This is a genomic window from Austwickia chelonae, assembly GCF_003391095.1.
In the GTDB taxonomy this organism is placed as follows: Bacteria; Actinomycetota; Actinomycetes; order Actinomycetales; family Dermatophilaceae; genus Austwickia; species Austwickia chelonae_A.
Genome location: NZ_CP031447.1, coordinates 62,645 through 77,798 on the forward strand (window position 1 = coordinate 62,645; position 15,154 = coordinate 77,798).

Annotated in this window: 10 protein-coding genes; 1 reads left to right on the plus strand and 9 read right to left on the minus strand. The window is 63.3% G+C overall.

Annotation, left to right across the window (positions count from 1 at the left end):
• Positions 1–34 precede the first annotated feature (34 nt).
• The 5 genes from DX923_RS16525 to DX923_RS15995 all read right to left on the minus strand — a co-directional run bounded on the left by DX923_RS16525 (position 35) and on the right by DX923_RS15995 (position 9,212).
• Positions 35–4,765, minus strand: a complete 4,731-nt coding sequence (locus DX923_RS16525) for a hypothetical protein (RefSeq protein ID WP_240322681.1) — start codon at positions 4,763–4,765, stop codon at positions 35–37.
• Positions 4,766–5,028: 263 nt separating this feature from the next.
• Positions 5,029–5,223, minus strand: coding sequence for a hypothetical protein (locus DX923_RS15990; RefSeq protein ID WP_162872666.1), 195 nt, complete (start codon positions 5,221–5,223; stop codon positions 5,029–5,031).
• A gap of 317 nt (positions 5,224–5,540) precedes the next feature.
• The gene (locus DX923_RS00330) at positions 5,541–6,587 is read right to left on the minus strand and encodes an ornithine cyclodeaminase family protein (RefSeq protein ID WP_205413071.1); all 1,047 of its coding nucleotides are present in this window, start codon (positions 6,585–6,587) and stop codon (positions 5,541–5,543) included.
• 227 nt (positions 6,588–6,814) lie between these two features.
• Positions 6,815–7,768: an exodeoxyribonuclease III gene (locus DX923_RS00335; RefSeq protein WP_205413072.1), complete on the minus strand. Its 954-nt coding sequence runs from the start codon at positions 7,766–7,768 to the stop codon at positions 6,815–6,817.
• 979 nt (positions 7,769–8,747) lie between these two features.
• Positions 8,748–9,212 (minus strand): hypothetical protein, encoded by a 465-nt coding sequence (locus DX923_RS15995; protein WP_162872667.1) that lies wholly within the window; start codon positions 9,210–9,212, stop codon positions 8,748–8,750.
• 294 nt (positions 9,213–9,506) lie between these two features.
• Between DX923_RS15995 and DX923_RS00340 the strand changes: the two genes are divergently transcribed.
• Positions 9,507–11,369, plus strand: coding sequence for a GMC family oxidoreductase (locus tag DX923_RS00340; protein WP_162872668.1), 1,863 nt, complete (start codon positions 9,507–9,509; stop codon positions 11,367–11,369).
• Positions 11,370–11,481: 112 nt separating this feature from the next.
• On the opposite strand, the gene DX923_RS00345 is transcribed toward DX923_RS00340, so the two are convergent.
• From DX923_RS00345 to DX923_RS00360, 4 genes are read right to left on the minus strand one after another with little or no spacing between them, the layout of a single operon-like run.
• A complete protein-coding gene (locus DX923_RS00345; RefSeq protein ID WP_116111855.1) occupies positions 11,482–12,804 on the minus strand; it encodes an ABC transporter permease in 1,323 nt (440 codons plus the stop codon).
• The gene (locus DX923_RS00350) at positions 12,801–13,505 is read right to left on the minus strand and encodes an ABC transporter ATP-binding protein (protein WP_116111856.1); all 705 of its coding nucleotides are present in this window, start codon (positions 13,503–13,505) and stop codon (positions 12,801–12,803) included. The genes DX923_RS00345 and DX923_RS00350 overlap by 4 nt, the downstream gene beginning before the upstream one ends.
• On the minus strand, positions 13,502–14,611 hold the full coding sequence (locus DX923_RS00355) for a hypothetical protein (protein ID WP_116111858.1): 1,110 nt from the start codon (positions 14,609–14,611) through the stop codon (positions 13,502–13,504). Before DX923_RS00355 ends, DX923_RS00350 begins: the two co-directional genes overlap by 4 nt.
• Positions 14,608–15,111 carry a hypothetical protein gene (locus DX923_RS00360; RefSeq protein WP_162872669.1) on the minus strand — a complete coding sequence of 168 codons (504 nt, stop codon included), beginning with the start codon at positions 15,109–15,111 and terminating at the stop codon, positions 14,608–14,610. The genes DX923_RS00355 and DX923_RS00360 overlap by 4 nt, the downstream gene beginning before the upstream one ends.
• Positions 15,112–15,154 lie beyond the last annotated feature (43 nt).

Sequence of the window (15,154 nt, forward strand, 5' to 3'; positions counted from 1 at the left end):
ACTCGGCCGCGGACAGGCGACGAGCGTTCGCCGTTCAGGAGGAGTCAGCGGCGATGCCCGTCAACAAAGCGACCAGTTCTGCCGAAGCGACAGAGGTCGGCTCGGCGAGATGAGCGAGATCGATCCTTGTCGCCCCGCCGAGATGGCGGTCGCAGGGGATGACCCGACCTGGACGATGACCGCCGGTGATGGCGCTGATCGCTCGAGCCGGAGTGATTCCGGTGTCCCGGCCGGTGTCCACGACGAGCACGACAACACGCTCTACCGGAACGCCCAGGGAATCCAGCTCGCGTAGCGCCTGCTTCGCGGCAAGCATCCCTGGTACGGACGGACTGGCCACCAAGACCATGACATGGCACTGGTCGAGCAGATGATGCCTGGTGTCCCGACCCATGTCGAGGACGGTCAACGTATGGCAGTAGGTGAGCCGGTTGACCAGCTTGCGCAGGTGACTGTCGTCGATATCGACCGCTGTCACCGCTGTCACCGCACCGTCCGGGCTGTAGGCCAGGTTGTCCACCAGGTCCTGTGGCGAGATGGCTGATTCCAGGGCGTGTGACGCGAAGCAGTGGGTCTCCGAGCCGAGGGCGGTGGCCAAGGCTCCACGGTCATCGGCGGAGGCAACCACGGAAACACTGTCCTGGCGGGCGCGGACGAAGCAGTGAGCGATGAGCGCAGCCACCGTGGTGACCCCGACGCCGCCTTCCGCCCCGATGACTCCGACCCGGAGGCCGGTCTGCAGCTCAACCTGGGTTTCCTCGATGCTGGCAGCCAACCGCATCGGGGTGTCATCGGCGCTGAGCAGCAGCGAGAAACGATGCCAGAGCTTGCGCCACCACGGCCAGCCGTGCCGGGTGCCGAGCCTGCGACGCTCCAGTTCGTCCGCGCGGGCCTCCAACACCTGGACGGTGACCGGTGGGTAGGCAGCAGGCAGATTGGCGGCATCGGCAGGCGCCTCGAGGAGTGCTTCCTTCTCGGCGGAAGGCGGCGCGTTCTCAAAGGGTTCGTCCGGCCACGGGGGCAGGTCCGGGCGCTCCGATTGACGCAGGGACTCAGCTGAGTGAGGCCGAACAACGGCCTCCGCTTGCGGATCGGGGGTCTTCTCCAGCGGTGGAGCCTTGGGGCGGAACGGGTCCTCCGTGCGGAATGGCACCAGCGGAGGGGACTCTAGCGAGACGGATTCGTCTACCCGGTAAGGACTTTCGCTGCGGAAGTAGGTCTCCCGGGGGAGTGCTGGCTCGTTGCGGAAGAGATCCTCTTCGTGGGCGGGAGGGCCGGGTCGGAAGGGCCCGGTCTGGAAAGGCGCCTCGGTACCAGCAGGGGTGCCCGGTCGGAAGGGGCCGGTCTGGAAGGGTGAACTCGTCCGGAAGGGGGACCCGGTCTGGAAAGGAGGTTCGTTCCGAGCCGGGGGCTCCTCCCGGAAGGGCGGCTCGTCCCGCGAGGGCGGGTCGGGCCGGAAGGGGCCGGTCTGGAAGGGTGAACTCGTCCGGAACGGAGATTCACCCTGGAAGGGAGCACCGCTACGGAAGGTGGACTCGTCCCGCGAGGGCGGGTCGGGCCGGAAGGGACCGGTCTGGAAGGGCGAGCTCGTCCGGAAGGACGACTCACTGCGGGGAGGCTCGTCGGGTCGGAAAGGCCCGGTCTGGAAGGGTGAACTGGTCCGGAAGGGGGACCCGGTCTGGAAAGGAGGCTCACCCTTCAGCGCAGAGGGCTCCTGGAAGGTGTCATCCTCCCGCTGTGAAGCAGCCCGGGCATCCTTTTCTGCGGTGCGGCCGGGGCTTTCGCGCGGCGGAATCTCCGGCAGAACGACCTTCGGGTTCAAGATCGTCAGGTCGGGGTCGACCTGGCCTGGCTTCGGAGGCTGCTCTGCTGGGGCCTTCTTCTCCGGAGCCTTTTGCGGCGCTCGGGTGGCTGCAGGCTTTTCTACGACCGCGGGTTTTTTCGTGACCGCAGGTTGTTCTGTGGCCGCAGGCTTTTCTACGGAGAGCTTCTCCGGTGACGGTTTGTCTTGTTCTTCCGAGGAAGGAGCCGCCGGCTCAACAGATGTCGCGGCGAGAGCAGCGGCGCGGGCGGCGGCACGTTTCGCAGCACGGGTGGGCTGCGGAGCGGACTTGTCGGCCTTGGGGTCAGCGATCACCCGGAGCGGGGAGGTGTCCGGCTCGTTCTTCTTCGCCGGAACCTGGCTCTTCAGCTCGCTTTTCTCTGCGGCTGGGGCTGCGGCTTTCGGCCGCTCCGGCCGCTGGGTTTTCGCAGGCTGCTGGACAGTAGGAGCGCCTGCCGGTGGTGTTTTCCGGAGAGACGGCTCTTTTCGTGGCTCGGCGCTCTGCGGTGATGGAGCATCGTCCTCCTGCTCTCGCCGCTCCGGGACGGATTTCTTCTTGTCGTCGGTCATTTTCTTGGCGATCTCGGTCGGAGCCGTCTCGACCTTGCTCGGCGTCTTGGGAGCATCCTTGACGGCAGGGGATGTCTGCGCCGCAGGTGACTCTGTTGCGGTCGGAGGTTCAGCCGAAGTCGGAGGTTCAGCCGCCGCAGGGGACTTCGCCGACGGTGAGGCTGGCGGTGGCGTCGAGACCGGGGACGACGGCGAATCCGACACCGAGGTGTCCCGGCTCTGGCGTTCACCCTGCGGGGGGTCAAGCGGCGGTTTTGCCGCTTCCTCAGCAGCGCGCGCAGCTGCTCTGATGGCAGCCCGGGTCGAGGCCTGTTGTGCAGAGGGCTCGGTTTTCGACGGTGCAGCGTGGCGTGGCGTTCTAGGGACAGCGATCTGTGATGGTGCTGCCGTCGACTTTTCTTCAGGCTTGGTCGACTTTGTCGGAGGCTCGTCCTTGGTGTCCTTCTCCGAGACCTCAGCTGGCGCCTCTACGGAGCTGACGGCCTGCGCCGGTGGCTCTGCCGGCGTGGGTACGCTCTGCTCCGGTGCTGGCGGCACCGGCGTTGGCTTGGGCTGTTCCGCCGGGGGAACAGCTGCTTCTGGTTTGAGCTCGGGCTTCTGCGGTGGCTTGGCTGCCTTCGTCGCAGCTGCGTCCGACTGGACCACCGGCTGGGTTGTTCCGGCTACCGGTTCGGCCTTCTTCGCAGCTTTCTCTTCAGCCTTGGCCGAGGGCTTGTCCGACTTGGTTGGTGCAGCAGACTTCTGCTGAGTTTCAGGCAGTGTCTCTTCGATTTTCTTGGCATGGGCCGGACGCCGGGCAGGGATCTTCAGCCGGCTGGGAGTGGTGATGTCCGTGCCCAGGGGGGAGTCGTCCAGCGCTGCTTTCGCTGCGAGCTCAGCAGCGCGGGCCGCTGCTCGGGCTGCGGCGCGAGTCCCGACCCGGGTTGGCTGGGTATCGCCTGCTTGCAGCTCGGTCGGTTTGTCGCCAGCGGTCTGCTTGTCGGTAAGGGTCTGCTTGACCGGTTCGTCCTGTTCCTTCTGTGGCTGAAGGACCCTGCGCTCGGGAGGACGTGGAGTCTCTGGAGCGTCCTTCTTCGCAGCAGGCTTTTCCTCGGTTTCGTGCAGGGGAAGCGGTGGGACGGGGGACTTCGACCTGTCCGGAGCGCGGCGGATAGCGAGTTCTCTGGTGTCCAGCTCGTTCTCGGGGTTCTTCGGAGAAGGACGTGTGCGACCAGGAACAGACGGTCGTCGTGGAGCGCCAGGGGCGAACCGGGGGTCACCGAACCAGGAGGCCGACGGAGCCGACATCGGGGGGATCGACGAGCGCAAGGCGGACCGCGAGGTCGTCAGGGGCTTGTGGTCCTTGCCCGGTTCGTCGTCGGCGGCGGGTTCAGCGGATTTCTTCTGCGGTTCAGCGGGTTTCTTCTGCGTCTCGGCGGGTTCAACAGCGGGAGCCGCTTCCTTCCGCCCGTCTTTCCCGATGGGGCGCTGCGGGGAGGCCGCGGTGCGGGACTTCTCCGCCGGTTTCGGGGAGGCTTCCGCCGGTTTCGAGGGGGCTTTGGGATTCCGGGCGATCGGTACGGTGGAGCCGGCTTCTTCTGCTGGCTTCCGGGCGGGTGTTACCGATGCTGGAGGTACGGGCGGCGCGATCAGCGGAGTCACGACGGGGATGGGGACGCTGATGGGAGACGACTTCTGCTCGGGGGAAGCCGTTGGCAGCGGGATGCTGATCGGTGCGGATGTGACTACAGGGGCGACGACTGGAAGAGGAATGCTGGCGGGCAGCGTCGAGATCGATCCGGAGAGTGCTGCAGACATCGAGATCGATGGCGGAGAGTCGGAGTCTGCTGATTCGGCTGGAGTTTCGGCCGGGGCGCTCCCCGGCGCACGGGTTTCCTCTTTGACGGGGATGGTGATCTTGATGGATCGCCCGTTGGGTGCCGGTGTGGCCTGGCCGTTCTCCTCCGGTACAGCTCTTCCGTTCGTGCGGAAGATCGGGCGGTCGTTCGGCGGTGCAGTGGTTTTGCCGTTCAGGGCGGGCAACGCGGGTAAGGCGCCGGAACGATCCCTGGCCTCGACAGATCCTTGCCCGTTTCTTTCCTGCCAGGACGCAGGAGCAGCTGTCGGCTCGTCACGTTCAGGTGCGATCGGGGGGACGATCGACAACGTGCCAGATCGGGCGGACCCGTTCTGCCGGGAACGTGGGCTGAGGGCCACACGCAGCAAGGGCGCAGTGGGGTAGTCCTCTTCTGGAACTGCGAGATTTCTCTGGCTCGAGTCCGAGGTGAGGGTGCGCCAACCTGGAGGCGCCGCCGAGCTGTGGCGTCCCCGGCGACGGGAGACCTCTGAGGACGGACTGCTGTCAGGACGGCCCGATGGCATGTTGTCGGTCAACGGCTGTCCTTTCGCTGGAAGAGGGGATGGGTGCCGGTGTCACACAATGAGATACCTGACCGGTGAGGGAGATGAAGGCATGGGGAGATGCCATTTGCGCAGTGCGCATGTTAGGTCCCACGGGAGGAACCACGCCACAGCCCAAGGTCCACCCGATGTGCGGATGACGTGGTGGACAGACGGAACGGCAGCGCGAGCCGGTGCCGGTCGGTGAGAGTGAGCCGACGTCCGGTGAGAGACAGGGGGGAACATGATCGTCCTGTTCACAGATCCGGCGGCAGGCTCGTCGCGGTGCCCTTGCCCACGCGAAGGTCTGTGCCGACGGACAGGCCGACGGCGGCTTCGTCGTACCAGTAGGACAAGTAGGGCACTCCTCGACGCGTTGGGTACGACCGCCGCCAGTGGCCGGTGCAGGGTGCGGTCGGCCGGGCGGTCGTATCCCGTAGGGACGTCGTCATGTTACGTCCCTGAGCGTTCGACTTGAACGCTCGTATACGTCTTCGGCTCAATTATCTTCAGCGAGAGCTGATGCTCTGAAAGTAAGGCGGGGCTCCGAAGATCGTGTTCTTTTCTGCGCGGCGTCGAAGAAAGACGGGGAGACCTGGGCGGTTCGTGTCAGGCCGAGGCGGATGGTTGACGTATCCGTTGTTCGGCGCGTGTCGTTATCCCGCGCGAAGGTGCTGTATCGGATTTCGGAATGTTCTTCCTCCGCAGGGGTTGTCGAGGTGAAGCCGTAGCGGGCGGGTGATGAGAGCGGGGCGGGTGCGGATCGGCGTCAGCGGGCCAGCCCGGCCAGCGAGTAGGGGTCGAGGAGGTCGCTGGGCCGGCCTTCGATGGGCAGACGTGATCCGAGTCCTAGTTCGTTGGCCATTTCGAAGAGGACGTCGAGAGCCAGATGGTCTTCCATGGCAACGCCGGTGGAGTCGAAGACGGTCAGTTCGTCCTGGTGGATGGCGGCTTCGTGGGGGTGCGCGCACAGGTGGGCGAGCGAGGGCCCCATCTCGTCGTCGTTCAACTGTTGGCATTCGCCTTCGTGGCGGGCCTGCTCGTGGTGGTCGAAGCAGACCACCGCGCGGCGCAGCAGGCTGACGGGGAGCTCGAATTTGCCGACCTCATCGGCGCCCACCGAATTGATGTGCAGGTGAGGTCGGTGCTCACCGTCGGTGAACACGGGTCCTTCGCCGACCCCGACGGAGGTGGCGGTGCAGATCACATCGGATTCGCGGAGCACGGTGGCGACATCGGTGACTTCGATGGGCAGCCCCAGGAGGGCGACACGATCGGCGAAGGACGCGGTGTGCCGGGGATTGATGTCGGTGACGATCACCCGCCGGATGTCGATGACCTGGTTGAGTCCGTGCAGCTGGGTGACGGCTTGGGCGCCGGTGCCGATCAGCCCCACGGTCTGAGAGCCGGGTTTGGCCAGGAGTTTCGTGGCCAGCGCGCTGGCTGCTCCGGTGCGGACGGCAGTGAGCAGCACTCCGTCGCAAAGAGATACGAGACGTCCGGTGTCGTCGTCGACGCGGGCGATGGTGGCGAGGATGGTCGGGAGCTGGTGATCGATGATGTTGCGGGGGCTGTAGGAGACGGTCTTGATGGTGACACTGCGGCCGCTCTCCCGGTGGGGCATCGTCTCGATGATCCCGGGGATCTCTCCGGAACGACTGAAACCGCTGCGGGGTGGGGATCCGGTCCGTGACCCGTGTCCGAGTTCGGCAAATCCTTGTTCGAGCGTGTCGATCATGTAGTTCATGAACTTGTCGACGCCGTAGGCGTTCAAGACCTGCCCGATGTCGTCCCTGGTGAGAACCCATGTGTCCACGACGATCTCCTCTGCCGACGCTGGTATCGGCCCGGTGGGGCCGTCTGCCCTATGACGTTCGAGATAAGCGATAGCGGATGTCTACCAGTTCGAGGCTGAAAAGTATTGACTAGGAATATATGTGTCGGGGCAATTTGCGCCTGCGGGAGAAAATTCTGCTCCGAGTGGCACAGAAGATCGCCCCGACCTGATGTGATCGGGGCGATCTGGCACAGCGCTTTCAGGTGTCAGGAAATCGTGGTCGGTTGTTCTGCGATCACCGGGAAGTCGTAGTCGACGACGACGGGAGCATGATCGCTCATACGTTCTTCCCTCGAGGGGTCACGGTCGGTGCCACCGTCGACGGCCGCCGCCGCCAGAGCCGGGGTCGCCAACTGGTAGTCGATCCGCCAGCCGGTGTCATTGGCGAAGGCCTTGCCCATCCAGGACCACCACGAGTACGGGCCTTGAGCATCGGGGTGCAACCGTCGGATGACATCGACGAGGGTGCGCGGGCCGGTGACCTCGTCGAGCCAGGCGCGTTCTTCGGGGAGGAAGCCCTCGGACTTCTGTTGCCGCTTCCAGTTGTTGATGTCCTGCGGGGTGTGAGCGATGTTGAGGTCACCGACGAGGAGGAACTCCCGGCCTGAGGCGGCAGCTGTCTTGCGGGCGGCGGTCAGGTGTCGTGCGAAGCCGGCGAGGAAGCTCATCTTCCGTTCGTACTTCGCCCCACCGTCGGGGGTTTCGCGCATCCGTTTCGGGTCTTGCAGGTGCGCGGGGAGGCCGCCCTTGGGTAGGTAGAGGCAGGCGACGGTCAGCGGGACGTGGGCCAGGTCGGCCTCCAGGTAGCGGCCTTCGTCCGCGAAGGCGCGCAACTCCTTGGCGAGTTTGCCGTGTTCCTCGTGCTCGCTCATCTCGACGTGGCCGTCACCGGGGGCCCGTACCAGCACCCCTGCACCCCAGGAGCGGATCGCCGCCGGCTTCTCCTTGGTGAGCAGCGCTACCCCGTTGCGTCCGGCGAGCTGCCCTGAGTCGTAGGACAAGTGGTAGTCGCCGAAGACGCCCTCCGGCAGTGAGGCGACCGGGCAGCGCACTTCCTGCAGAGCGACCACATCGCAGCCGCGGGTGGCTAGCCAGTTCTCGAAACCACGCCGCTGGGTGGCTCGGATCCCGTTGACATTGAAAGTAGCGATGCGCAGCACGTCGGCAGACTAGCCGTCGCGGCTGACAGCGGGCTGGCTGTGAGCACTATCCGTGACGGCTGGTCTGTTCTTCTTGCAGGAGTGACCTGTTGATAAAGAAGAGGCCATCATGGTGAATATTCGTTATTTCGCTAGCAGTTCTCAATTACATGTTGCCTTTACGCCAATTCCTGTCATCGATTTCTCGGCCTTTTGTTTTGTTGAATACGCGCATTTCTTCGAGTCCCCTTATGGGGCATACTTCTTGAGGGGCGTAGGAATTTCTGTGCGTTATTAAATGGGCGATGAGTAGCGAACTCTCTTGCTGATTTAGCTCGAGATTCCAACTTTCTATGGATGTATGCAAGATATTTCTTATCCTGATCTACCGTGCAGCAGATTGCAATACTTGCACCGGAAAGGAGGGTCATTGGGATCCATAAGTAGATGGATACGGTTGCAAGTGTGAGAGAAGTTAGGATAAGAATCAATATCATGATAGAAATTAATGGTTCAGGGTAAGATCTGTCAGACTCTCCGTGAGTGAGCCCTTTCACCTGATTGTCGGAGGATGACTCAATCATAATTATTTGCATTGAGATGGCTGTGAGTGCAAGGATAATAGCGACCCCCGCCATCTTAATTGAGCAATCTGTCGACCATATTTCTGCGCAAATTGCCAACAAAAGTAGCGTAAGGGGAAATTTATCCCAGTGGATAATCATTTTAAATGGAAATTCTTTCAGGTGGTCCAATTTACTGGGTTTATCTGATATTTCCTGAGACGTATTCGATGCATATTTACTGTAAGCCTTGAGTGCTATCTCGAGGTTTTCCATTCTGATGGATGCCTTGGTTTGGGCGAGTTTGTGACTTTCAGCTGACTGGTCGGCAAGTCTGCTCAGTGTTGCGCAGAGTAGCGCTGAGGCGACTGGGATCAATGTATTCAGCGATCGAGGGTCGTATTTTGAAGGCGATATTTCGATGAGAAGCCAGGAAATTATGCACCCAAAAAAAGCGTATATGAGACTGTTTTGTCTATCATGATTTGAGTGTTGGCTGTAGACCATGGCGTGTCGCGTGTTGTGCTGTTTGGTCGCGCCCCTGCCGGAACGGAGATGAATGTGGCGACCATGACGGCATCAAGTGCTAAGGCTGCGGCAGAGGGCTGAAGGCCGTCTGCTGACTTGCCTATGAGAGATTCGTACCAAGAGTTGATTGCGCCAGGCGTATCTCCTGGATATTTGAGCATGCTAATTGCTAATATTATTAGTGCCGCAAGTGTCATGCCTCCTGCAAAAAGGATCAATATTTGGTATCCAATTTTTCTCATTTCATTTTGAGTTTCTTCTAGATATTTGCTGGATGCGAAATCTTTGATCGGCTGGAGGCCGTTTTCTTGGGAGTGACCCTCCTCTTGCGGGAAATTTACGAATTTTGAGAAAAATATCCTACAGGAATTCATCCTGGCTTAATTCTCCCAGTAAGGCCTGTGATGTTGTGGGCGCCCTCGCGGGCTGGTCGAAGAGGTGATCTCGGTGATGAATGCGACGACCTGAGTCCCCAGGCGTGGACAATCGTCACGAAGAGAGTCCAGTTTCGACCGCCGTCGGTGGCTGGCCTTCGTCGGGGTGGTCATCTCGACGAAAGGTGGAGTTCTTGCGTTCTTGGGGAGCCTTGCGCGGGCGGCAACGACCGGCTGCGGTATCGCGGGCGTATCGCGCCCGGCCATTCGGGGGCCTGTCTCGCAGGAGCTGCCATGTCGGATCCAATTGCGTTCTTTCAGAAGGTGTCTGGACTAGATACTTCTCGTCGGACCCTGTTGAAGGGTGGCGCCGCCGCGCTCCTCGGGATGCTCGCCACTCCGGCTCTCTCCAGCCGGGTCGGCTCCACCCCCAGCGAGGTCGACTACGTCGTCGTCGGTAGTGGTGCCGGTGGTGCTCCCGTCGCCGCCCGACTCGCCGAGAACGGTTACCGCGTCCTCCTCCTCGAAGCCGGTCCGCCAGCAGGCGACCCCCGCTACTACGACACCCCCGTCCTGTGGCCCCGGGCCAGCGCCGATCCGCGCATCAGCTGGGACTTCTACGTCCGGCATTACAGCGAACGTGCCAGGCACGGCAGCCAGTTCGTCCCGGAGAAGGACGGAGTGCTCTACCCCCGCGCCGCGACCCTCGGCGGATGCACGGCGCATCACGCGCTGTTCACCGTCTACCCCGAACACCAGGACTGGGCCGACATCCAAGAACTCACCGGTGACCCCGGATGGCGGCCTGACATCATGTGGCAGTACTACGACCTGGTTCGCACCTGGCAACCCATCACCCAGCCACTGCCGGTCAGAGGGATCGCTGACGCCCAACTCCTCGCCTACGTCAACGCGGCCCTCGCCGAAGACCGCCACCTACCGCCCGGACGGCGCCGGATCACCACCGACCCCAACTCCCGGCTCGACGTCGATCACTCCGCCCAGGGCTACTACCTCGCACCGCTGGCCCAGGCCGATGGCCGACGCATCGGACCCCGCGAGCGACTCCTCGCCGTGGCCGCCAGCGCACCGCTCACCATCGCCACCAACGCCCTCTTCGAACGGGTCCGCTTCGAGAAGACACCCGGCGGAGTCCCGCGAGCAGTGGCCGTCGACTACCTCCAAGGCGGCGCCGACGACTACTTGTATGCTGCCTCGCCCGGCTACCGGCCACGCACTCCCGCAGAACGGGCCACGCTACGACGCACCGTTCGCGTCAAACGGGAAGTCATCCTCTCCGGCGGAGCCATCAACAGTCCCCAGATGCTCATGCTCTCCGGTATCGGACCCCAAGGACACCTTCGGGAGCACGGCATCACCCCCGTCGTCGATCTGCCCGGCGTCGGCACCAACCTGCAGGACAGGGTCGAAGCCTTCGTCGTCACGGAACTGGAGAAAGAATTCACCGCTCTCGCCGAGTGCACCTTCGGCGCCGGACAGGATCCCTGTTACGACTCGTGGAGCCGCTGGGGCGCACCAGCCCTCTACTCGACCTCAGGGTCGCCGGCCTGGACCAGGCGGCGCTACTCCCGGGGCAGTGGTCGCAACGAACTGGTCGTCTTCGGGCTCCCCGGCCGCTTCGAAGGTTTCCGGACAGGCTTCGACACCGTGGCCCTGGGCAAACCGTCGAACTGGTGGACCTGGCTGCTGCTACGCGCTTACTCGCCCAACCGTTCCGGGACGGTCCGACTGGTCAGCGCTGATCCGACCGCGATGCCTTTCGTCCACAAGAGATCCCTGGACGACGGTGCTGGGGGAGCGCAGGACATCGACGCGCTCGTCGAAGCGATCGGCGTGGCCCGGCGGATCTCGGCCAGAGCCAGGATCAAAGGCCGGGAGACCGTGCCGGGCCCAGGGGCCGATCTGCCCGAGTTCATCCGCCGGGAACAGTTCGGTCACCACCTGTCCTGTACCAATCCGATGGGCCGCGAAGGAGACCCCAAAGCGGTGCTCGACAGCAACCTTCGCGTGCGAGGCACCACAGGGCTGCGGGTCGTCGACGCCTCTTCCTTCCCTCGCATTCCTGGGGTCTTCCTCTGGCTCCCAATCGCGATCCTGGCCGAAAAAGCCGCAGCGGACATCCTGGCGGGGCGGTGAGCGCCGAGGTCGCAGAAGCGAAGCCATAGGCGCGATGACGCAGGTTTCACGTGAAACCTAAGGGGAAGAGGATGCCATCAGGAGCAGAAGTACGCCCTCAGGTGGGCAGCGCTCATCCCCGACCCTCTAGGATGTCCAGCGGGTCGTTCCGGACAGCCTTCATCGCGGGCCCCACTCCGGCAATTAGAAGGACACCTGCGCAGCCCAGTGCGAGATACCCCAGGTCGGCCGGCTGGTACAGAGTGATCTGAGTGTTCAACGCCGACTGGGACCACTCCTCGAGGAAGGGCTGCCATATCGCGACAGTGCCGGCCGCGACCAGAGCCGCACCACACAACACGATGACCACATCGAGCACGACCAACAAAGCGATGTCGGCGCCGCGGGCACCGTAAGCCCGGGCCAGGCCGAAAAGCCATCGCCGGTCACGGACGATGATGTTCTCCGCGACGAGTACTCCCACCGCGCCTAGACATAACACCGAGGCCCCCAACAGCCGGTACAGGCTCTCCACCCCGGCGCTGGCCCGCCGTAGATCGGCATGATCCGGAGGCTGCTGCACCACGCAGACGTCATCGGGCAGGCCGTCGATCGCTCTTCCGGCTGCTGTCGACTCACGGCAGATCCCGGCCAGGACCTCCTTCAGGGATGTTTCGGGCTTCATCGACCAGACCATGATTCGTGTCGAAGCCGACTTGTTTTCCTCGACAGGCAATTCGGCCTGGGCCAGCGGAAGATACGGCTGAGCCACGACGATGCTTCCCGGTTGGAGGAAGGACAACGCGGGTGGTGGCGTCTGGAAAGCCTCCGCGGGGACGGGAATGTCTCCGAAACAGCCGCTTCCGTGAAGCTCTCCGTTCGGTCCGCGGCTGCCCTTCCCCGCCCCTAGTTCACCCGATGCCGACTCCCTGCGGTCATCGCTACTCGCCTCAGGCCCGGAGGACAGCTGCATCGCCAGGATTCCTGCATACGCACGGGTCGTGCTGCCCTGCCCTCCCTTGCCGGGAGCCTTCTTCTCCTGCTGACCCACACAGGAGGGTTTCAGCCCCGGCAACGACTCCACCACGAGATAGTTCAGGTGCGTGGCGCTCCTGGCCAGAGCCTCAGCGGCGAGCTGCGCCGAGACCGACCTCGACTGGGAAGGAACCTGCGGGAGATCCAGGTACACCAACCCCGGTGGGCCGTCGACCCCACGTACGGCCGCATTCAGGTCGTGGGAAGAGGCTTTCGCCAGAGCCGAGGTCACCATGAAGAGCACCAAAGCCAGGGCCAACATCACGACCATCGTCACAGTCCGTCCGATGCTGCGTCGAGCCAGCGCGATAGCCAGTACGGCGACACGCCACGGCCGGGTGAAGCCGAAGCCACGTCGCGCCTCGGGGAAAGCCGTCGTCCCGGGAAGCCGCTGCCCATCGCCCCGCTTCACCCTGGTCACGGGACGCCGTCCGGCTCGTGTGCTGCCGCGGCAAGCCTGCCATGGGCGAGACGTAACACTCGTTCAGCCATGGCCGCTACGACAGCGTCGTGGCTGACCACGATGACCGCGGTCCCCGAGTGCTTGAGCGCGTAGAGGTCTTCGGCCACCGCGAGGCCGGTCTCCTCGTCGAGATTCCCGGTAGGTTCGTCGGCGAGAAGCACACGGGGGCGGGCCACCATCGCCCGGGCGATCGCGACCCGCTGACGCTGCCCACCGGACATGGCGCCGACCGGACGGTTCATGAGTTCAGCGATACCGAGCCGTTCGAAGATCTCCGCAGCATGGGCCTGGGCTTCTCGTCGTCCCACCCTCGGGTTGAAATGCCATGGCAGGAGGACGTTTTGCGCCGCAGTCGTTGCCGGGTCCAGATGGAAGGATTGGAAGATCATGCCGACGGTCGATGCCCGCAACTGTGCGCGGGCACGTTCGGCGGTGGGAACCGGCCGTCCGTTGACGAGCACTGCCCCCGACGTCGGGGATCGCATGAGCGCGAGGACAGAGACCAAGGTCGACTTTCCGGCCCCGGAGCGCCCGATGACAGCAGTAGACGTTCCAGCTTCGAAGGAGCAACTGACCTCAGTGAGAGCGCGTACCGGACCGCTGTCGGCGGAGTAGGTGACTCCAGCCTTGACGAGTTCGACGACGGGACCGCCGGTCATGGTGTTCTGAGGAGTTTGTTGCCCGGGGTCAGCCCGGAGACGACAGCCCTGCGGACTCCGTCTCCAGCGCCGACGACCACCGGTACTTCTTCCCGGCCACCCTCCGCGGTCAGGCGGGTGACGACCAGGTTCTGCCCTGTCCGGTCAGTATGCAGGTAGATCTCGGGGACAGCTACCTGTTCCTGGTCGCTTTCACTGGTCATACGCAGTGTGGCTTTGAGATTCGGCATGGTGCCGGCGAACTCCGGCAGGACACAGACGGCGCGGGGTTCGGAAGCGGCCGCTCCGGGCGGGGTGAGGACGAGCGCGAGGCAGTCAGTGGTTCGGCTGCCCAAGGTGCTGGGGAAGGTGGCTTTGCCGGTGGGGGTACCGTGCGCGAAACGCATGGCTTGGGTGGGGGAGATCGACGCGGAGACCACGGTCAGCCGTTGACGGATGATCAATCGGCCGGAGGTGAAAGAGAATTTTCCGCTGATCGGAGCGAGCACCTGGCCGACACGTTGAGTCGACAAAGCGACTTGGGAGGCGGCAATCGTGCCTGGTTGTCGTCCGGTTAGATTCCTCTTCAGGGTGAATTTTCCCAGCTCGTCGCGAGCCTTCACGACGACGGAAGGCAGCTCGGCTGGCACGGGCTGTTTATCAGGTTCGGTGGGCCCTCCTCGTCCAGGGCGCTGCTCGGACGGAGACGTGGTGGCTTTAGGAGGGCTGCCGGTCGGGGTGGGCGCGGGATTCCCGACAGTTTTGGAGACGAACCGTGCAGGGGCGTACTGGGGTGCGGCTTTGGCCGGGCAGGTGGTGAGCGTGCCACTGGGTTCCTCACACGCTTGTGCCTTCGTGAATTTCGGATTGGCGGTGAAGTCGAGTCCCTCGGGAAAAAAGATCGACAGCTCGTTGATCTGAGCGGTGTTTGCGTCAAGAGCTGCGGAGAAGGTCAGCGCTGTCGGTGCGGGGACTTCGTACACTGCTGGGCTGTTCGTCGTCGATGCCGTGGCGGGGGCGGCGGCTGGTTCTGTGTCCTGGGGCGAGCCGCAGGCCGTGATTCCGATGAGGACAGCGGTGCCTGTTGCGATCAATTTGGCGAAATGTGCCGGGTCTTTTCTGCTCACCGGTTTTCCTGGGGTTCTGCTGCGAGCAGAGCCTGTTCGATGGTCTGCCCTTTGTAGTCCTTGGGTTTGACCGGTATTTCTCTTCCGCATTTCAACTCACCGGTCATGCTGTTCCTGAAACCTTCGATGTCATTCGCGCGGATCAGCTCGATGCGTTCATCGTTCTCAGCATTGATGGTGCTGAAACCTTCGGTGGTCTTTTTGGTGGGGCTGGGAAGTTGATCGATTTTTCCAGGCTCTCCGGTTCTTTGCCAGGAGACATATGCCTGGTAGGCGCTTCGGCAGGCTATCAGGTCGTAGGCGCGGGCTTGGGCCATCTGCGCCGATATCTGTTCGTCTCGCCCATTTTTGTACTGGTCGGCGACGCCGGGGAAAGAGATGGTCTCATCGACGATATCCGGCGTGATCCCGGCGAACACCGGGTGATCGGCAGTGAGCTGACGTTCGGATTCACCTGAACACCCGGCAATGACGGAGGATAATATCGCCACGGTGAGCAAGGCTGTGCCAGGGCCTGACCTCGATGTCATTGCCATCTTCCGC